This is a genomic window from Flavobacterium sp. KY-23415, from assembly GCF_055384985.1.
The window spans coordinates 4,100,237-4,119,754 of the sequence record NZ_AP044001.1 but is presented as its reverse complement, the minus strand read 5'-3'; the positions used below and the strand labels follow the sequence as shown (position 1 = coordinate 4,119,754).

Below are 19,518 nucleotides of genomic sequence, written 5' to 3'. Positions count from 1 at the left end.
ACAAAAAAATAAAAATGATGCAATTGAATAATGTAACAAAATTAAGGTTACATATCTTATTAATGAATTACATACCCAGGCTCTTTGTCAATTTTATAGGAAATATTGATTTTTTTTTCTGTAGTTAAATTGTTAAAAACGTTTAGTAGAATAGGAGAAGTTAAACCGCTTTCGTTAATTTGAATTTTATTGTTTCCAAAAACAGTTATTCTAGTAATCAATGCCAATGTCTCAAACTGTATGGTATCTTTCGGATGAATGGTTATTTCTTTTTCGGAAAGGATTTTTGTTTCAGAAGTAGTATCTAATTGGAATTTTTTATGGCTAGTGTTATCGATTTTTATGAGTTGTTCTAAAACAAGCAAATATTCGTTTTCTGGTGCGTTTTCTGTTCTACTATTGAAGGCATTCAAGTTAAGTAAACAAATATCCAAAGCAAGCATTTCTGGAATTAAAATTGTATTTTCTGGAACTTGATTTAATAAATTAAGTGTAATTGGGATTTGTTGTTCTTTAACTAAACCACATTGTAATGTTTCACTTAAAATAATATCAATAGGTGTTTCTTTGTTAATTCTGAAAGTAGTTGCATCTTCATTTTCATAGGAAATAATATGCTCATCAAAGCCTAGTTTACTAATTACTTGCTTTACGCTATAGAAACTTTCTTGGTTAATTTCTAAAAGAGTGGCTTTTACTTCATTAGGGCTATAGGTCGCAAATACAGGTAATAATAATGTTGCAAATGGCCCAGTTCCTGCATAAAGTATGTGAATTGGTCTGGATTCTTTTTCTTTTAAAATTTCGAGGGCATTAAAAACACTTTTAATAAAAATTTTTGTTCTAATAATATCTTCAATGCACATTGCGGCCCAAGTTGTTCCTAATGCTTCTCCGTTATTAAAATAAATATTAGATTTATTGTTTTCATTTTCATGGTCAAGGTTTGAAAGAGAATAGGTGATTTCTTTATAACTATTAATTGCTTCTGTTAATTCTAGAAAATCATTTTCTTCTTTTTTGAAAATAGACCCTATATTTTGAAGTATCGCTTTGTGTGACATGTTTTATTTCAAACATACTATTTTTTTTTCAAGTAGGTTATACAAATTCACAATCCCTTTAAGCTTTTGCCTATTTGCTTTTATTTGTGAAGTAGTTTGTCGGAACTATCAATTAGGGATTGCGATTTGTATTACTTTTTATTTTCGTGACAAATTTATAATATAATTAGGCTTTATTTATAGGTAGTTTTACCTGTTTTTAGCATAATGATATTTATCTAAAGGGAGATGATATTTCATCTAAACTTTTTTTCTATTGAACGAAAAAAATAAAAAAATGGGATAAAACAAAATAATTTAGCGTAAAAATAATGACTAAAAGCATTAGATTATGAAAAAAAATACGGCTACAATATATTTGTTATTATTAATAACATTTACAGGATTTTCTCAAAATTTTCAATATTTAGGAACTTATTCTTCAAATGGAACACCTAATTATTTGGTTACTCCTGGCGATAATATTAGTGTCTCTACTTTTGAACTAATTGATTCTGCACTATCAGAAACATTTCAAGTTCCTACCTATAATCCACATTATATTACTTCGGGCTATGATACAGATTTGGTATTACTTTCTCAGTCGGAAGTTTTTGTAACTTTTGTTAGTGAAGGTGCTGGATTTAGAAATGTTTTAGGTTATTATACCTATGATGCATCAAATCCAATTACTTCTCCTCCTTTAGATAACGATATTACAATTATTTTTCCAAACGCATCTCGTTTAGGGAGTGGAGGAGGATTGCTTCCTGGTGATAAAGTTAGTTTAGGGGTTTTTCCAGCAGGAACTGCTATAGGCTGGGTGTTAATTAGTAATGGTTGGAATGGTAACTCTGTTGGTTATGGCTATTGGAAATTATTTTCAAATCCAGATTTTAATCCAGAAAGTAATGTTTCAAAAAGGCAGCACAATGTTTTAATTAAAGATGATGTAAATGAATTAATTGTGCTTGGATTTGAAGATATTAATAGAGAAATGTCTTGGTGTGACCACGATTTTAATGATGCTCTTTTTTATGTAACTGCAAGTTCATATAATAATATGAAGACTGTTAATAATATAAATATTGAATCTTCTACGAATGTTTTCTCGTCAAATTTAGGAGGGTTTGAAAGTAATGGCGATCTATCTGAAGCAATTGCAGCTAGAAACATGAATAGATTAAAAAATAAAAATTATCCCGATCAAAAACAACGTCAAGTTAAGTTTGATAAAATGAATTTAAAAAACGCAAATTCGTTAGGTAACTATTTTCCAGAGACAGGGATGGGCTCGAACGAATTTCCACATATTGCAACCTCTTCAGATTTAATTAATTATGCAAATGCAGAAGACGCTTTTTCATTAGATTATTATTTAGGAACAGATAGAGTTTCTGCCGCTTTAGTAACAACAACAACAAATAGAATATATGACCATTCGAAAAGTATTTGCGACCGCCTTAATGGTTCGATTTTGAAGGATACTAGACCAGTAACTTTGTCTGGACATGAAATGATTTTTGCGATTATTGAAAAACCAGATGGTAATAACGAATATGCAATTAGCTTTTCTATTCTCGAAGGGACAACAGAAAATGAATTGCTTAGTTTTTGGAATATTGGAGCTTATCCGACTGGTAATTTTAAGAATTTTCAAGTTTGGGGTGTGTCAATGGGACAAGTTTGTCATATTGTTAATCATATACTTGCTAAATTAGAAGAAGAAAAAACATTGGTTTCGAATAGCCAAATAGAAAGAGTTCCTTCTGTTTTTGTTAGTTCTGCTTTTTATCGTAATCAACAGCTTCATATGAATATTATTAACAAAGTTGGAGCAACATCAATTACAATGAATGCTAATTTAAGACAAACTGAACAAATGGATACAGCATCTATGTCGCAACAGATAGTCCTCTCAGGGGACTATTATGAAACTATTGTCGTTAATACAGGTTTTCTTTTCGATATTGGTGTGGCTCTTATTTATGACGGTTCTAGTATTTATGATGCATTATATTTAGCAGACGGATCATGGGGAATTGATTATGATGTTCCTGAACAAACAAATATCGATTACTTTGATATTGTTGAGCAAATTGATGCATTAGATGAATCGGTATATGATATAGAACGATCAATTAGTTTGCAAGGGTCAATATATGGAACATGTAATGTGTTTAGAAATTTTTTACCAGGAGATTTAACATTAGATGCAGCTAATTATACAGGGTTAAATTTTGTTTTAACTAGTAATACTACTATAGAAGTTTCTATCGTTCCAGATAATCTTGATGATTGGAATAATAGATATACTTTTACTGTTCCATCAACAAATGGAATCTCTCAAAATATTGAAATTCCATTTGAAATGTTTTCTAACTTGGAGGGTGCTTATCAAGGAATAGATAATTTAAGAACAGTTATTTTTTCAATTAGAGGAAATTATGCCAGTTCAATAAATACAGTTTTAAATATTTCTAAAGTTTCATTAGGCATAAAACCTGTTTCAACATTTGCTTCTTCATTTGAAAGTTTGATAAATTATCCTAATCCTTTTACGAATGAGACTTTAATCGTTGCACCAGAAGAAACAGAATCTATAACACTAAGTGTGTATGATATGTTAGGAAGACCTGTTTATAATGCGATTCTAAAAACGAATGATGATAAAAGATCGGTTGTTTTTAGTTCGGATAATTTGTCAAATGGTGCTTATTTATATGAAATTATTACATCTTCAAATAATGTATACTCTAGTAAGTTTATTGTTAATTAATAATGTTTTTTGTTTGATTAGCTTCCTAAATTTTTTTAAAATAGTTTAGGAAGTTTTTTTAGTTTATATCATTTCAAATCATACATCTAAAACTATAATTTATGAAAAATTGTTATGTTACATTTGCTTGATTATTAAGCTTTATATTTTCAATGCAACTAATCCTATATTTATGGAACAAAATTATCGTATTTAGCATCCATTTATTTTTCTCACTACAAATTCTAATATGGGATAATAAAAATGTTTTGGCATTGATGACGTATCAATTTTTAAGCAGTAAGTTTTTTTATAACGAAGGTAACAATTCCCCAAACTGTAAAGTCATCGTCTTCTTTTACTTCTATAGGTTGATATGCTTCATTTTCTGGTTGTAAAAAGAGTATTTTATTTATAAATTTTATTCTCTTTACAGTAAATTCTCCATCAATAAAACAAATTGCAACTTTGCCATCAGAAGGTTCTAAACTTCTATCTATAACCAGAATATCACCATCGTCAATGCCTGCACCGGTCATAGAATCACCATTGGCTTTTGCGTAAAAAGTGGCTTCTTTATTTTTAATAAGTATGGCGTCTAGGCTAATTCTTGTTCCTTCAAAATCGGCAGCAGGAGAAGGAAATCCTGCTTTTATACCTTCAGGAACAAAAGGCAACTCATTACTATTTTCAAAATCGGGTAGGAGAAATTTTAATTTTTTATTTAGCATTTTACTCGTAATATTTCGTTAATATCCGTTGTATATTTATTTGAGAGATGATTTTGTTTCATGATCCATGTAGCTTTTAAATCTTGATTGGCTAGTTTTATCTTTCGTTCTCCTGTTTTTTCTTGAAAATCATCCATTATTTTCATTAAGAGTTGGTGTTTTGGATTTTCTTCTTCAAACAAATGAAATTGTTTTTCGTTTTCTGGAATAATTTGGGTTACAATGACACCTGCTTTTTTATAAATGCTTCCTTCTTGATAAATTTCATGTAGCATTTTAATAGCTGTATTACTTATTGTGATTCCAGAATTTGTGGCAAATGGAAGTGTTTCCATTCTATAGAAATTATATTGAGCGTTTTGGTATTTATCTTTTCTTAAGTAAACAATAATGTTATAGCAACAGGATTTTTGTTTTCGAAGTTTTTCTCCGCAAACCATGGCGAATGTAGAAACACGCTCTTTTAGTTCTAAAATATTCTTGATGTCTTGTTTAAAACTACGTGTAATAGCAATGCTTTTTTTGTTTTTTGGCTCTTCAATATCGATTACTGATTTTCCTTCGAGTTCATATTTTAATCGTAAACCTGTAATTCCCATTTCTTTTTTTATAAAAACTTCATTATAGGGTTGAACAAAATCGAAAGCAGTTAGTATGTTTTTTGCTTTCATTTTTTTACTCAATCGAAAACCAATTCCCCAAATATCGTCTATTTTGGTCCATTTTAAGGCTTTTATTCTCTTCTCTTCTGTATCTATAATATAAACACCTTTGGTGTGTTCTGGAAATTTTCGTGCTATTTTATTCGCAATTTTAGACAGTGCTTTGCTTGGTGCAAAACCTATAGATGTAGGGATGCTTACCCATTTTTGAATTGTTTTTTTAATTTGAATACCATAGTCATTAAAGTTGTCTATTGACATTCCTCTAAAATCTAAAAAAGCTTCATCGATGCTATAGATTTCCACAGAAGGACAATAGGATTCTAGTATTTTCATTACTCTTTGGCTAAGATCTCCATATAATGGATAATTTGAAGAGAATACAATTACATTATGCTGTTTTAATAATTCACGATATTTAAATTCTGGAGCTCCCATTGGGATTCCTAGTTTTTTTGCTTCATCACTTCGAGAGATAATACAACCATCGTTGTTAGAAAGCACAACAATTGGTTTTCCATTATATTGCGGTTGGAAAACACGTTCGCAAGAAGCGTAGAAGTTATTACAGTCGATTAAAGCATACATTTTGTAAAATTAGCTTATATCTAGAACAAAATAAAGTAATCAAAAGTTAATGTTAATAAAAAAAACTCGTATTATATTGCTTGAAATTTTAATTTTATAGCCTTGTTATAGGCCTTTTTAAAAGAGTTCAATATAATACGAGTATAAAAAAAAGAATCAATTTCTCTATTTTTTTAGAAAGTATAAACGATGCCTATACCTAGGAGCTGTTTCAATTGAAGTTTTGGACCAACAACAATTTGTTCACCATCTATTTCTTCTTTTGCCTTTATATCATCATCATAAATTATATGAGTACCAATATTAGCTCTCACATATTCATTAATGGTCATGTTTAATTGCAATTGCCAATCAATATCAATATTTCCAAAATTATTAAGATAATCAGAGTATAGACTTATACGATGTTCTAGGTTGATGTTTTTGTAAATTTCTTTTTCCCATTGGTTGGTTATTAAAATACCAACTTCTGTGCGGAAATTTCTTCCTTTTTCAATAATCTCGCCTGTTGTTGGATCAATAATTGCGGCATTAACACCAAACGCACCTTCATTTGCTAGTTTTCTATCTAGAACCATGGTTGTTTTTTGGGTTAAAGGAGATAAATAGAGATTCAGGTTTAAATCTTTTCTAGAATATTCACTACCAATACCTAAGAAAAAATAGGCTGGCGCAAATGGTTTCGAAATTGGATTTTCTGTATTTGGATATTTATATCCATTGGCAAATTGTGTGTTAAAACTAAGTTTTCCACTATAAAGCCAATGGGAAACAGTATCTCTTTTATACCCGAAGGTAGAGTTTATCTGTAATTGGTCGTCTGTTTTTCTAACTTCTTGCCCTTCTTGTTTATTAATTCCGTAACGAAAAATTAATTCATTTTTCCAATTTAAATGTTTTTTAGAATATTCACGAACAAAATTGCCCTTTGCTAAACCAGAAATTGAGGTGTTTCCTCCTGCATTCCAGTTTACAAAAGTAATTTGGGAAATATCTAAACCCACTTTATTTGTTTTTGACCAGTATGAAATTGTATCTGGTAATTGAGTTCTTATAATTTGACTAAAATTGTATTGAACAATAAATAATAAAAATCCTAGTAGGTAGGCTTTTTTCATGGTTGAAATAGGATATTTAATTGGTTAATAATATTTTTAACGTCGATTTTACAAATTTGTTGTAATTCATCAATACTTCCATGTTCTATAAAATTATCAGGAATCCCCATATTAATAATATTTAGTTTATTATTGATATTTTGAGCGTGTTTGTTTATAATTGATCCAAATCCTCCAACAATCGTCCCATCTTCAATTGTAATTATGTTTTTATAGGTTGCATATATTTCAGACAAGGTATTTTCATCAATAGGCTTTATGAAAGGAAAATGATAGTGAGCTACTTTTTCAGGATGATCACAATTACTAATAGCTTTTTCAACATTTGTAGCCATTATCCCTGTAGATAAAACAGCTATTGCTGTTCCTGGTTTTAGTTTTATTGCTTTTCCGATTGCTATTTTTTCAAATGGTTTTTTCCAATTTTGAATTTCACCTCTACCTCTTGGATAGCGAATAGCAATGGGTTTGTTTAGTCCTAATTGAGCAGTGTACATACTATTTCGAAGTTCAATTTCGTCTTTTGGAGCCATTATAATTAAGTCGGGAATACAATTTAGATAGGCAATATCAAAAACACCATGATGTGTTGCTCCATCTTCGCCAACAAGACCTGCTCTATCCAAACAAAATATTACAGGTAATTTTTGTAGAGCAACATCATGAATCACTTGGTCATAGGCACGTTGCAGAAAAGTAGAATATACATTACAGAAAACGACCATTCCTTGTGTTGCCATTCCTGCAGCAAGCGTGACAGCATGCTGTTCTGCAATACCAACATCGAAAGCACGTTTAGGAAATGCATCCATCATAAACTTCATAGAGCTACCAGTTGGCATTGCAGGGGTAATGCCAATTATTTTTTCATTTTGTTTAGCTAATTCTACTAAAGTATGTCCAAATACATCTTGAAATTTAGGAGGTAAACCATCTTCGTTTTTTGGATAAATTTTTCCTGTTTTTGCTTCAAATTTTCCAGGGGCATGATACCTCACTTGGTCTTCTTCAGCAAGTTGCAAGCCTTTCCCTTTTGTGGTTATAACATGTAGAAATTTAGGACCTTTTTTTTCTTTTAATCGCTTCAATTCTGAAATTAATTTTGGTAAATCATGCCCGTCAATTGGTCCAGAGTAATCAAAATTAAGCGATTTAATAATATTATTTTGTCTAGGATTTTTACCTTCTTTAACAGCAGTTAAATAATTCTTTAAAGCACCAATGCTTGGGTCAATTCCAATGGCATTATCATTTAAAATAACTAATAAATTTGCATCGGTAACACCTGCATGGTTTAAGCCTTCAAAAGCCATTCCACTAGCAATTGAAGCATCCCCAATAACAGCAATATGTTGTTTTTCTGTTTCTCCTTTTAATAAGGAAGCCATTGCCATTCCTAATGCAGCGGAGATAGAGGTAGAGGAATGACCCACACCAAAAGTATCATAAATACTTTCACTTCTTTTTGGAAATCCAGAAATTCCGTTTAATTCTCTATTGGTATGAAAAACGTCTTTTCTTTCGGTTAAAATTTTATGAACATAGGCCTGATGTCCAACATCCCAAACTAATTGATCTATTGGTGTATTAAAAACATAATGTAAAGCAACTGTAAGTTCCACAACACCAAGGCTTGCTCCAAGATGACCTCCTTTTCGAGAAATAATATCAATTATAAAATCTCTCAGTTCTTGTGAAAGCTGTGGCAATTGATTTTCAGAAAGCGTTCTTAAATCGGTGGGATTGTTAATTGTATTTAGAAGTGTGTTTAGCATAATATCAAAATGCAAAAATAGCATTTATAAATACAAAATGATGTCTTATGGAGTTGATTTTTATAGGTGAAAGATATGTTTTGAAAAATAACGATCAGTTTGGATATTACTGTAGAATTATGTGATTAATAGCATTGGAGTATTAGGATGAAATTAGAATAATTTTGACCAATCAAGTAGTGTGTTTTTAAATTATTTGAAAATAGAATATTTTTTTCTTGATTAATCTTCAATTTCTGGCATAACTGGTAGCCCCATCACAATATCTCCCATAATTTCAGGCTCTTCTATTAATATAGGCTCTTCTGGTGGTGTAATATTTTGTTTTTCATGCTTGATTGTTTTGCATTCTTTAATTACAGTATCTGCTATAATTACTGTATTAGTAGTGTCACTATTTTTAGCGACATGATCTTTAATTACAACTATTTTTTCTATAGCCTGCACATTATTATTAGCATCTTTACAGCTAAAAAGTGTGGTGCCCATTACCACAAACAAGGCTAATAGAAAAGATTTTTTAAATGTGGTTTGATTAAATAAAAGAATTTCTGGAACTTCAATTTTAATACTTTCTAATTGCTCTTTTTTAAAACGACCACAAATCTTTGCAGTTGGGTTATTTGAAAATATAGCTGTAATTTCTTCTGTACTACTATTGGTAAAATCGAACACTTTCTTGCAACACGATTGGCAAAATTTTCCTTTTTCGTCTGGAAGCATTTTATTCCAATCTTCATCACAAGGTTTTGGAATAGATAAATTTAATTTTTTCATAATACATTAACATTGAAATTCTTTTTTTATAGTTATCAAAAAATATACCAATTCTTTGTTTTAATTTGTTTTTTGGCATTCTTTTTGTCTAAAACTAAAAAACAAAAAGATATAGCAATGCACTTTCTTGCTTTTAAAAAATAGTATCTTTGTCAAAATGATTTATTTATGAAAAAAATTACTTTAATTATTTTATCACTTATAATTGTTAGTTGCGGTGTAAAACAAACACAATCAATGCTTAGTAATGGAAATTATGATGGAGCAATTGAAAAAGCAATAGATGCATTACGGACTAACAAAGCTTCTAAAGGAAAACAAGACTATGTTTATTTATTAGAAGAGTCGTTTGCAAAAGCAAAAGCAAGAGATGAATCGACTCTAAATTTATTGATTAAAGAAAATAATCCAGTCAATTACGAGCGTATCTTTAGTTTGTATAATCAACTAAGAAATAGACAAGAAAGAATTAGACCGTTATTGCCTTTGCCATTATTGAAAGAAGGTAGAGATGCAATTTTTCCTATGGAAGATTATTCTGATGAAATTATTAGTAGTAAAATTAAATTATCAGATTATTTATATAGCAATGCAAAAAAATTAATGACCTCTAAAAATAAAATAGATTTTCGTCAGGCTTTTGATGATTTAAATTATTTAGACCAATTAAACCCAAATTATAAAGACGTTCGCTCATTAATTGATGATGCACAATTAAAAGGAACCGATTTTGTTCATGTTTATACTAAAAATGAAACGAATATGGTTATTCCTGTTCGCTTACAAGATGATTTATTAGATTTTAGTACCTATGGAATTAATGATAAATGGACGGTTTATCACAATAATCGTCAGAAAAATATCAAATACGATTATGGAATGATTGTTAATTTTAGAAACATTGTTATTTCACCAGAACAAGTTCGTGAAAAACAATTCATAAAAGAAAAACAATTAAAAGATGGTACAAAAACTTTGTTAGATTCTAATGGAAATGTTGTAAAAGACAGTCTTGGAAATGCAATAAAAGTTGATAATTTTAAAACAATTTCTGTAAGTATCTATGAATTTACACAATTCAAATCGTGTCAGGTAACAGCAAAAGTTGATTATATAGATTTTAGAAACAATCAGTTAATAGATACTTTCCCAATAAGTAGCGAATTTGTTTTCGATTATATTTATGCTAATTATAATGGCGATAAAAGAGCTTGTGAATCGGATTATTATCCGTATTTTGAAAGAAGAGCAGTTCCTTTTCCAAATAATGAACAGATGATTTTTGATACTGGTGAAGACCTTAAAGCAAAGCTGAAAAGTATTATTACTAATAACAAGTTTAGGAGATAGTATAACTAACTTAATAGTAAAAAGCACATTATGTCTATAATGTGCTTTTTTGTTTTAATGTTTTTTTTATATTTAGTTTAATATTTTTTTTGCTAAAATGTTAAATTTACAATTGTATAATATAAAACAAACAAACATGAAAACAAAACTATTTTTCTATTTTCTATTTGCTTTTAGTGTTACACTAGGCAATGCTCAGGAATTAAAAAATCTTGAAAGAATCAATATGGAAGGTTATTTCACAAACCCTGTTGTATCTCCTAACGGGAAATATGCCTTGGTAACCAAAGAACATTTTAATGGAGTTTTTTTGTTAAACTTAAGTACTCATGAAATTAATCAGATTTCTGAAAAGGAAGGAAGTGGTTATGGGTATTGTTGGAACAAGGATAGTAAATCATTCTATTTCAAACAAAAAAACAAAGAAGATTATTACATAAACTCAAAGGCATATAGTTATTCTATAGATACTAAGCAAATTATAGAACTGTCAGAAATTAACCATAATTACTTACCTTCCTTTAATGGTTTTAATAAAGAGGATGAATCACAAATTATTGTTTATACTAATATAACAACTTTAAAAATTCATGCGAAGGATTTAATTACTCAAAAAGATTGGGTTGTAACCCAAGATGATGGACAATTTTATAATGCAATAGTATCTCATGATTCAAAAAAAGTTGCAGTACATAAAGGATCAGATATATACGTATATGATATTTATGGAAGAGAAAAAGCAATAAAAATTGGTACAGGTATAGCAACATCGTGGTCTCCAAATGATAATTATTTGATAGGATTTTTAGATCAAAGTTCTGATGGGCATACTATAGATAATTCTGAAATTTATATTTATAATTCTGAAAAGTATAACCAAAAAAAAATTACAAATACAGAAGTGTTTTCAGAAATGTTCCCATCATTCATTGAAGATAATAAAATTCTATTTTCCGATGATAAAACAGGTCGAATATATTCATTTAACATTCAATAAGACGCTATGAAAAATCTATATATATTACTCGCTTTATTGGCATTTTCATTTTGTTTAAATGCGCAAATAATAGTTATTGATCCAGGTCATGGATATGGTGCTTCAACAAGTAACAATCCAGACGGAAGAACTGCAACAGAAATAGAAACAGCTTTAGCTGTAGGCTTAAAAACAAAAGCATTAATTCAAAATAGTTGTGCTACAGTAACAGTCAATATGACCAGAACAACAAATATAAATGGTTGGACATCTGTTACGCAAAGAGCTCAAATGGCAAACAATTGGAATGCAGACAGGCTTATTAGTATTCATTGTAATGCAGGCGGAGGAACTGGAACAGAGACTTTTTATTGCACCTATGATGACACTAATACCACACCAGATATAAATTTCTCTAAAAAAATACAAACAGATATGGTAAGTAATGGTTCTTTTAACAATAGACGTTGTGTGGAAGATAATTCTTATTTATCCTATCATTTAGGTGTTTTAAGGTATTCATCTGCAACGGCTTGTTTGAATGAAATTGGATTTGTAGATAACACAACCGATGCTTCAAAGCTAAATAATAATGCTTGGAGAGATAAATTTGCATTATCCTATTTTAATTCTTTAAAATCGAGTTTAAATATTACATGTAGTGGAGTAGCTCTGCCAGGTAGTTTTTCATTAACAGCAACTCCAGAATGTGTTAATAATGATAGTAGAATCAACTTAAATTGGACTTCTTCAGCCAATGCAACGTCATATGATATTTATAGAAATGGTTCTTTGTATGCAAGTGATATTGCAGGCACATCATTCTTGAACACATATGTTACTACAGGTACTACTTATACATATTCTATTAAAGCAAAAAATGCCTCAGGGGCGACTAACAATTCTAATGGAACTTTAACGAGAACAGCTTCTTGCGTTCCAGGTGCTTTTACATTAACAGCTTCCGCAACTTGTAGCGGAACTACGAGTGCTATTAATCTTACATGGACGACTTCTTCAGGAGCTACCTCCTATGATATTTATAGAAACGGGAATTTATATGCAAGTAATGTTACAGGCAATTCATTTTTGAATACCTATTTAATTAATGCAGGTGCTGTTTATACTTATTATATTAAAGCAAAAAACGGTTCGGGAACAACAAATAATTCAAATGGGAATAGAAGTGTAACTGCTACAAATTGTGATGCAAAAAATGGAATAGTTGAAGATGTTAATTTTATAAATGAAATTACACTTTACCCAAATCCAGCAACAAATGAAATTACATTTGAAGTGAATAACGTTCTAAATGGAAATGTAAATTTAGATATTTATGATATTTCAGGAAAACACATTCAAAATGTTAAACTAAACCCTAGCGAAGAATTATTAATACAAAAAATAAATATTTCTGAATTTGCCAGTGGGATATATTTTATAAATTTTAGGATTAACAATAAAGAATATCTAAGGAAGTTTGTTAAAAAATAAAGAGTTGTTTTACACTAAGAGGCTGTCCAAAAAGTAAGGACAGCCTTTTTTATTTGTATTTTTTCTCTAAAATTAGTATCTTAGAGTTGAGACAAAAATACACAATGGCTAAGATAGTTTTTAAAAATCAAACAGGCAATTCTCCAGAGTTATTTCCTATCAATATTTTCGATAGAATACCGCAAAACCATCCAGTTCACTTAGTGGAACAAGTTGTTAATCAGTTAGATATAAGTGAAATATTGAAAAAATATAAAGGAGGTGGTACTTCAGCTTACCATCCAAGAATGATGATTAAGGTTTTGTTTTACAGTTATTTATCTAATGTATATTCTTGCAGAAAAATTGCAAAAGCACTTCAGGAGAACATTCATTTTATGTATATTTCGGGCAACTCGACTCCTGATTTTAGAACGATAAACGATTTTAGGGGTAAAGTTTTAAAAAATCATATCCAAACTCTTTTTGCAGAAGTAGTAAAAATGCTTGTAAAAATGGGATATGTTAGCTTAGACATTCAGTATATTGATGGTACAAAAATAGAATCCAAAGCTAATAAATATACTTTTGTATGGAGAGGTTCCGTTGAGAAATATAAAGAAAAACTAGAAATTAAAATTAATCATATTCTATCAACTATTGAAAACAGTATTCAATCTGATAATCAAGAACTAAATATAGAAGAATTACCAAAATCGATTGATTCAGAAAGTTTAAAAGAAAAGCTTTCGATTCTTAATAAAAAACTCAAAGAACCTACCAAAAAACAGGCAAGAGAATTGCAAAAACTTCAAGAGGAACATCTTCCAAAGCTTGAAAAATATGAAAAAGACTTGGTTACAATGGGAAACAGGAACTCCTATAGTAAAACAGATCCCGAAGCTACCTTTATGAGAATGAAAGAAGATCATATGAAAAACGGTCAATTAAAACCTGCTTACAATCCACAAATATCTACTGAAAACCAATTTATTACACATGTTTCTATTCATCAAACAACAAATGACACTACAACCTTAAGTTCTCATCTTGAAGGTTTTGAAAAAGCCTATCAAAAACAGAGCAAGGAAATCGTTGCAGATGCAGGTTATGGCAGTGAAGAAAATTATCAAATGCTTGAAGAAAAAAAGGCTGATGCTTATGTTAAATACAACTATTTTCATCAAGAACAAAAAAGAAAGATAAAAAACAATCCTTTTCTTGTTCAAAACTTATTCTACAACGAAGAACACGATTTTTATGTTTGTCCAATGGGGCAAATTATGCAAAAAACAGGAGTAGGAAAACGTGAAACCAGTACTGGATATGAATCACAAATTACATATTATCAAGCCAAAAGATGCCAAGGATGTCCTTTACGAAGTCAATGTCATCAAGCAAAAGGTAATAGAATTTTATCAGTCAATCATCGATTAAATGAATTAAAAGAAAAAGCAAGAAAGCTACTAATGAGTGAAAAAGGACTAAAACATCGAAGTAAACGTCCAATAGAGGTAGAAGCAGTTTTTGGTCAACTTAAAAGCAATAATAAATTCAATCGATTCACAATGAAGGGTTTAAAAAAAGTAACATTAGAGTTTTTACTAATGGCCCTTGGACACAACTTTAGAAAAATGAATGCATTCAAGACAGACTTGCCAAAATTTGTTTTCAAAACCAAAATTCACACTTATCTAGCCTATTTTAAAACTAAAATTTGCCTTGTTAAAGTAACTCAAAGTTATTTTGCTATTATTTTTTCTTCAAAACAAAATAGCTTAAAAATAGCTACATAAAAAAAGCTGTCCTTTTCGGACAGCCCCTTTTTTATACAAACTGTTTTAAATCTTCCAATACAATAGCATCATGAGAAGCGGTATAAATAGCTTTTCCATTTTTTATAACTATAATTTGAGGAGATTGATGAACAATATTATAACGAGTTGCAATTTCATTAGATACTTCTCTAAAATTTAGTAAATCTAGTAAATACCATTCCATTTCCTCATCTGTAAAATTATAGGCTTCATCAAAGCGTTTCAATGCAAACCTACTAATACTGCATCTAGTGCTGTGTTTAAATAGAACTACAACGCGTTCATTAGAATTATGATCTATTTCATCTAATTGTTTACTATCATTTAGTGTATAAAACTTAGGTTCTTCTTTACTAGCTTCTTTTTCATTTGAATTATTTCCGCCAAAAATATTTTTTAAAAAACTCATAATTATTTATTTGTTACAAAGTTATAGAAATACAACAACTTTTAAATTAGCTTTTTTACATATTTATATAGCAAAAAATCCTGAAACTATTTTTTAACACAAATTAGGTATTAGATTTTGTTATGAGAGAAATAGATGCAAATAGAAAGCAGCTATTTTTCGTAATAGAATTCAAATGCTTAATTAGGGCTTAAGAAGCATAACATCTCTTTGTTTCTTTAAAACAGAAGCATCTTCATTTAAACGATGTGTCTCCATAAATGCAATTAGTTTATTTAACCGATTAACATTATCAAAATTTAAATTCCATGATAATTTCGATAAACATTCAGAACAAAGTGCGTTTGGTCTCGAATCAGATTCATCTAAATTATTAGAACCATTCATTAAGCAAATAGCATAAGTGCAATGTTTAATCGTGAACATGTGGCTAATTTCGTGACTAGCAGTTTTCATGAGTCTCATTAAGCATTTAGTATAATTGCTTTCATTTAGTTCTTCTTCAGAGTATCTAGCAATAGATGAAACACCTGTTCTTTTTGTATAACTAGCTAATCCAAAAACAAAATTCCAAGAAGGTTTAGGATATAAGTCTTTTGCTGTTAACCCCATAATGACGATGCCATCTTTGGGAGTTTTTTTAGGAAGCATAGTATTAATAATATAACTAGCATCTAGTTGTTCATTTCCATAATGAATTCTTTGTTTGTTTTTCGGAATACTTTTTTCTGAAATTGGAGGAAGTTGAATGGTTTTTAAGTTAAAAAAAAGTTCAATATACTCTGTATTCCAGTTTATTACTTTTTGTTCCCAATCTGTAAATTTTCCTATAGGTTGAATATAAATTGTTTTCATATCTTCAAAAGGAGCCACAGGATTCAATTTTAAATAGTCGCTATAAGATTGTCCTTCTTCATAATGGCTATATAGCCATTCTCCAGGTTTGGGTGTTTCTAATATCATATTTAAGTCTAATAGCGCTTCATAATTTGGTAGCTTTAAGTTTCCTTTTTCAAGTTTAACATGTTTTGCTACTGTTTCTGTATTATTTGTTTTTTTATCACAAGAGAATAGTACAGCGAAGAATAAAAGTATAAAAATTGGCTTCATAAATAGGGGTATTGTTTAAGACAATATAGCAAAAAATGAGCCAAATTGACTTGTTTTTTGTGCTGAATATTAAAAAAAGTAATAATTGCAAGACATTTTGACGTATAAATTGGATTGGAACGTAAATTGACTAGATACAATTGAAAATTTAAAACAACACTATAAAATTTACAAACACAAAAAATATTAACCTACATTAAATAAATAAAACAAGATGAATTTTAATAATTATACAATTAAATCCCAAGAAGCCATTCAGCAAGCACAGCAAAATGCACAAGGATTAGGGCATCAACAAATAGAAAACGAGCATATTTTTAAAGGAATACTTGAAGTAGATGAAAATGTAACACCTTTTTTACTAAAAAAATTAAACGTAAATGTTGATTTATTCAAGAAAATAATTGACAGTACTTTGCAAAGTTTTCCAAAAGTTTCTGGAGGTGAAATTTTGTTATCAAGAGAAGCAGGTGCAGCTTTGAATGAAGCATCTATCATTGCTAAAAAAATGAATGATGAATTTGTTTCTATAGAACATTTAGTATTGGCCATTTTTAAATCGAAAAGTAAAATTGCACAAATCTTAAAAGACCAAGGCGTAACCGAAAAGGGATTAGAAAGTGCTATTACAGAACTTAGAAAAGGAGAAAGAGTAACTTCTGCTTCTGCTGAAGAGACCTATAATGCACTCAATAAATATGCAAAAAACCTTTGTGATTTAGCTAAAAATGGAAAGTTAGATCCAGTAATTGGTCGTGATGAAGAAATACGCAGAGTTTTACAAATTCTAACACGTAGAACAAAAAATAATCCAATGTTAATTGGAGAACCTGGCGTTGGAAAAACTGCCATAGCAGAAGGTTTGGCACATAGAATTGTAGATGGGGATGTGCCAGAAAATCTAAAAGATAAAATCATTTTTTCTTTAGATATGGGAGCATTAATTGCTGGTGCAAAATATAAAGGAGAATTTGAAGAACGATTAAAGTCGGTGGTAAAAGAAGTTACTTCAGCAGAAGGAGATATAGTGCTTTTCATAGATGAAATTCACACACTTGTTGGTGCTGGAGGAGGAGAAGGAGCTATGGATGCTGCCAATATTTTAAAGCCAGCATTAGCTCGCGGAGAATTGAGAGCAATTGGGGCAACAACTTTAGATGAATATCAAAAATATTTTGAAAAAGATAAAGCTTTAGAACGTCGTTTCCAAAAAGTGAATGTTGACGAACCCGATACAGAAAGTGCCATTTCTATTCTTCGTGGTATTAAAGAAAAATATGAAACACATCATAAAGTGCGTATTAAAGACGATGCAATCATTGCGGCAGTTGAACTTTCACAACGCTATATTACAAATCGTTTTCTTCCAGACAAAGCGATTGATTTAATGGATGAAGCGGCTTCGAAATTGCGTATGGAGATTAATTCAAAACCAGAAGAATTAGATGTTTTGGATCGTAAAATTATGCAATTAGAAATTGAAATTGAGGCGATTAAGCGTGAGCAAGATGAAGCTAAGTTAAAAGCGCTTGGATTAGAATTAGCTAATTTGAAAGAAGAGCGCAATGAAATTTTTGCTAAATGGAAATCGGAAAAAGACGTTGTAGATGCTATTCAAAATATCAAGCAAGAAATTGAGGACTACAAAGGAGAAGCAGAGCGTGCAGAACGTGAAGGCGATTATGGAAAAGTAGCAGAAATTCGTTACGGTAAAATTAAAGAAGCCCAAGAAAAATTAGATGCTTTGCAAATTACGTTGCAAGAAAATCAATCTGGAAGTTCTTTAATTAAAGAAGAAGTAACTAGTGAAGATATAGCTGAGGTTGTTGCAAAATGGACTGGAATTCCTGTTACCAAAATGCTTCAAAGTGATCGTGAAAAATTATTGAGATTAGAAGACGAATTGCATAAACGCGTTGTTGGGCAAGAAGAAGCTATTGAAGCAATTTCTGATGCTGTTCGAAGAAGTCGTGCAGGTTTGCAAGATGTTAAAAAACCTTTAGGATCGTTCTTGTTTCTTGGAACAACAGGTGTTGGGAAAACAGAATTGGCAAAAGCTTTGGCTGAATATCTTTTTGATGATGAAAATGCCATTACAAGAATTGATATGAGTGAATATCAAGAACGTCACAGTGTGAGCCGATTGGTGGGAGCACCTCCAGGATATGTAGGTTATGATGAAGGTGGGCAACTAACAGAAGCGGTTAGAAGAAGACCTTACTCTGTGGTGTTATTAGATGAAATTGAAAAAGCACACCCTGATACTTTTAATATTTTGTTACAAGTGCTTGATGAAGGTCGTCTTACAGATAATAAGGGGCGTTTGGCCGATTTCAAAAACACAATCATTATTATGACATCAAACATGGGAAGTCATATAATACAGGAGAAATTCGAAAATCTTAAAGGAGGTATCGAAGCAGTAACAGAAGCTGCAAAAATTGAAGTATTAGGACAGTTAAAACAAATAGTGCGACCAGAATTTATTAATCGTATAGATGAAATTGTAATGTTTACACCACTAACAAAGGATAATATTCGTCAGATTGTTGGTTTACAATTGAAAGGATTAATAAGAATGTTAGCGCATCAAAATATCACTATGGACGCAACTCCAGAAGCGATAGATTATTTAGCATTGAAAGGATATGATGCAGAATTTGGAGCAAGACCCGTAAAAAGAGTAATTCAAAGAGAAGTGTTAAATCAGTTATCGAAAGAAATTCTTTCTGGAGCTATTTCTAATGATAGTATTATTCTCCTAGATAGCTTTGATGGAAAATTGGTTTTTAGAAATCAATAATCACTTAGAAAGTAAAGTTTTTTTATATAAATTTAGTTAATTGGTTGAAAGCACCTTGCATTTGTGAAAAAATGTGAGGTGTTTTTTTATAGTAAGTATGCAACAAAAAATCCTCAACTATTTCTAAT

At 30.1% G+C, this 19,518-nt stretch carries 14 protein-coding genes; 6 read left to right on the top strand and 8 right to left on the bottom strand.

Annotated features, from left to right (window positions below):
- Positions 1-59 precede the first annotated feature (59 nt).
- Positions 60-1,064: an SAM-dependent methyltransferase gene (locus ACZ49Z_RS18015; protein WP_464305686.1), complete on the bottom strand. Its 1,005-nt coding sequence runs from the start codon at positions 1,062-1,064 to the stop codon at positions 60-62.
- 331 nt (positions 1,065-1,395) lie between these two features.
- On the opposite strand from ACZ49Z_RS18015, the gene ACZ49Z_RS18010 reads away from it, so the two are divergent.
- A complete protein-coding gene (locus ACZ49Z_RS18010) occupies positions 1,396-3,822 on the top strand; it encodes a DUF4114 domain-containing protein (protein ID WP_464305685.1) in 2,427 nt (808 codons plus the stop codon).
- Positions 3,823-4,094: 272 nt separating this feature from the next.
- On the opposite strand, the gene ACZ49Z_RS18005 is transcribed toward ACZ49Z_RS18010, so the two are convergent.
- The 5 genes from ACZ49Z_RS18005 to ACZ49Z_RS17985 form a co-directional block, all read right to left on the bottom strand.
- Positions 4,095-4,532, bottom strand: a complete 438-nt coding sequence (locus tag ACZ49Z_RS18005) for a LexA family protein (protein ID WP_464305684.1) — start codon at positions 4,530-4,532, stop codon at positions 4,095-4,097.
- Entirely contained in the window at positions 4,526-5,782 is a 1,257-nt protein-coding gene (locus tag ACZ49Z_RS18000) for a Y-family DNA polymerase (protein WP_464305683.1), read from the bottom strand. The genes ACZ49Z_RS18005 and ACZ49Z_RS18000 overlap by 7 nt, the downstream gene beginning before the upstream one ends.
- 173 nt (positions 5,783-5,955) lie before the next feature.
- Positions 5,956-6,900: a DUF3078 domain-containing protein gene (locus ACZ49Z_RS17995; protein ID WP_464305682.1), complete on the bottom strand. Its 945-nt coding sequence runs from the start codon at positions 6,898-6,900 to the stop codon at positions 5,956-5,958.
- Positions 6,897-8,675: a 1-deoxy-D-xylulose-5-phosphate synthase gene (locus ACZ49Z_RS17990; protein ID WP_464305681.1), complete on the bottom strand. Its 1,779-nt coding sequence runs from the start codon at positions 8,673-8,675 to the stop codon at positions 6,897-6,899. The genes ACZ49Z_RS17995 and ACZ49Z_RS17990 overlap by 4 nt, the downstream gene beginning before the upstream one ends.
- Positions 8,676-8,897: 222 nt before the next feature.
- Positions 8,898-9,452 (bottom strand): hypothetical protein, encoded by a 555-nt coding sequence (locus tag ACZ49Z_RS17985; protein ID WP_464305680.1) that lies wholly within the window; start codon positions 9,450-9,452, stop codon positions 8,898-8,900.
- Between the two features lie 168 nt (positions 9,453-9,620).
- On the opposite strand from ACZ49Z_RS17985, the gene ACZ49Z_RS17980 reads away from it, so the two are divergent.
- From ACZ49Z_RS17980 to ACZ49Z_RS17965, 4 genes are all read left to right on the top strand, one after another.
- Positions 9,621-10,802, top strand: coding sequence for a hypothetical protein (locus tag ACZ49Z_RS17980; RefSeq protein ID WP_464305679.1), 1,182 nt, complete (start codon positions 9,621-9,623; stop codon positions 10,800-10,802).
- 136 nt (positions 10,803-10,938) lie between these two features.
- The gene (locus ACZ49Z_RS17975; protein WP_464305678.1) at positions 10,939-11,799 is read left to right on the top strand and encodes a TolB-like translocation protein; all 861 of its coding nucleotides are present in this window, start codon (positions 10,939-10,941) and stop codon (positions 11,797-11,799) included.
- Positions 11,800-11,805: 6 nt separating this feature from the next.
- Positions 11,806-13,272, top strand: coding sequence for an N-acetylmuramoyl-L-alanine amidase (locus ACZ49Z_RS17970; RefSeq protein WP_464305677.1), 1,467 nt, complete (start codon positions 11,806-11,808; stop codon positions 13,270-13,272).
- Positions 13,273-13,376: 104 nt separating this feature from the next.
- Positions 13,377-15,047, top strand: a complete 1,671-nt coding sequence (locus ACZ49Z_RS17965) for an IS1182 family transposase (protein ID WP_464304835.1) — start codon at positions 13,377-13,379, stop codon at positions 15,045-15,047.
- 31 nt (positions 15,048-15,078) lie between these two features.
- Here the strand turns inward: ACZ49Z_RS17965 and ytxJ are convergent, their stop codons facing one another.
- Both ytxJ and ACZ49Z_RS17955 read right to left on the bottom strand, forming a co-directional pair.
- Positions 15,079-15,477, bottom strand: a complete 399-nt coding sequence (gene ytxJ / locus ACZ49Z_RS17960; protein ID WP_464305676.1) for a bacillithiol system redox-active protein YtxJ — start codon at positions 15,475-15,477, stop codon at positions 15,079-15,081.
- A gap of 183 nt (positions 15,478-15,660) precedes the next feature.
- On the bottom strand, positions 15,661-16,587 hold the full coding sequence (locus ACZ49Z_RS17955) for an archaemetzincin (protein WP_464305675.1): 927 nt from the start codon (positions 16,585-16,587) through the stop codon (positions 15,661-15,663).
- Between the two features lie 214 nt (positions 16,588-16,801).
- Here ACZ49Z_RS17955 and clpB point away from each other — a divergent pair, with 214 nt between their 5' ends.
- Positions 16,802-19,390, top strand: coding sequence for an ATP-dependent chaperone ClpB (gene clpB, locus ACZ49Z_RS17950; protein ID WP_464305674.1), 2,589 nt, complete (start codon positions 16,802-16,804; stop codon positions 19,388-19,390).
- The last annotated feature ends 128 nt before the right edge of the window (positions 19,391-19,518 follow it).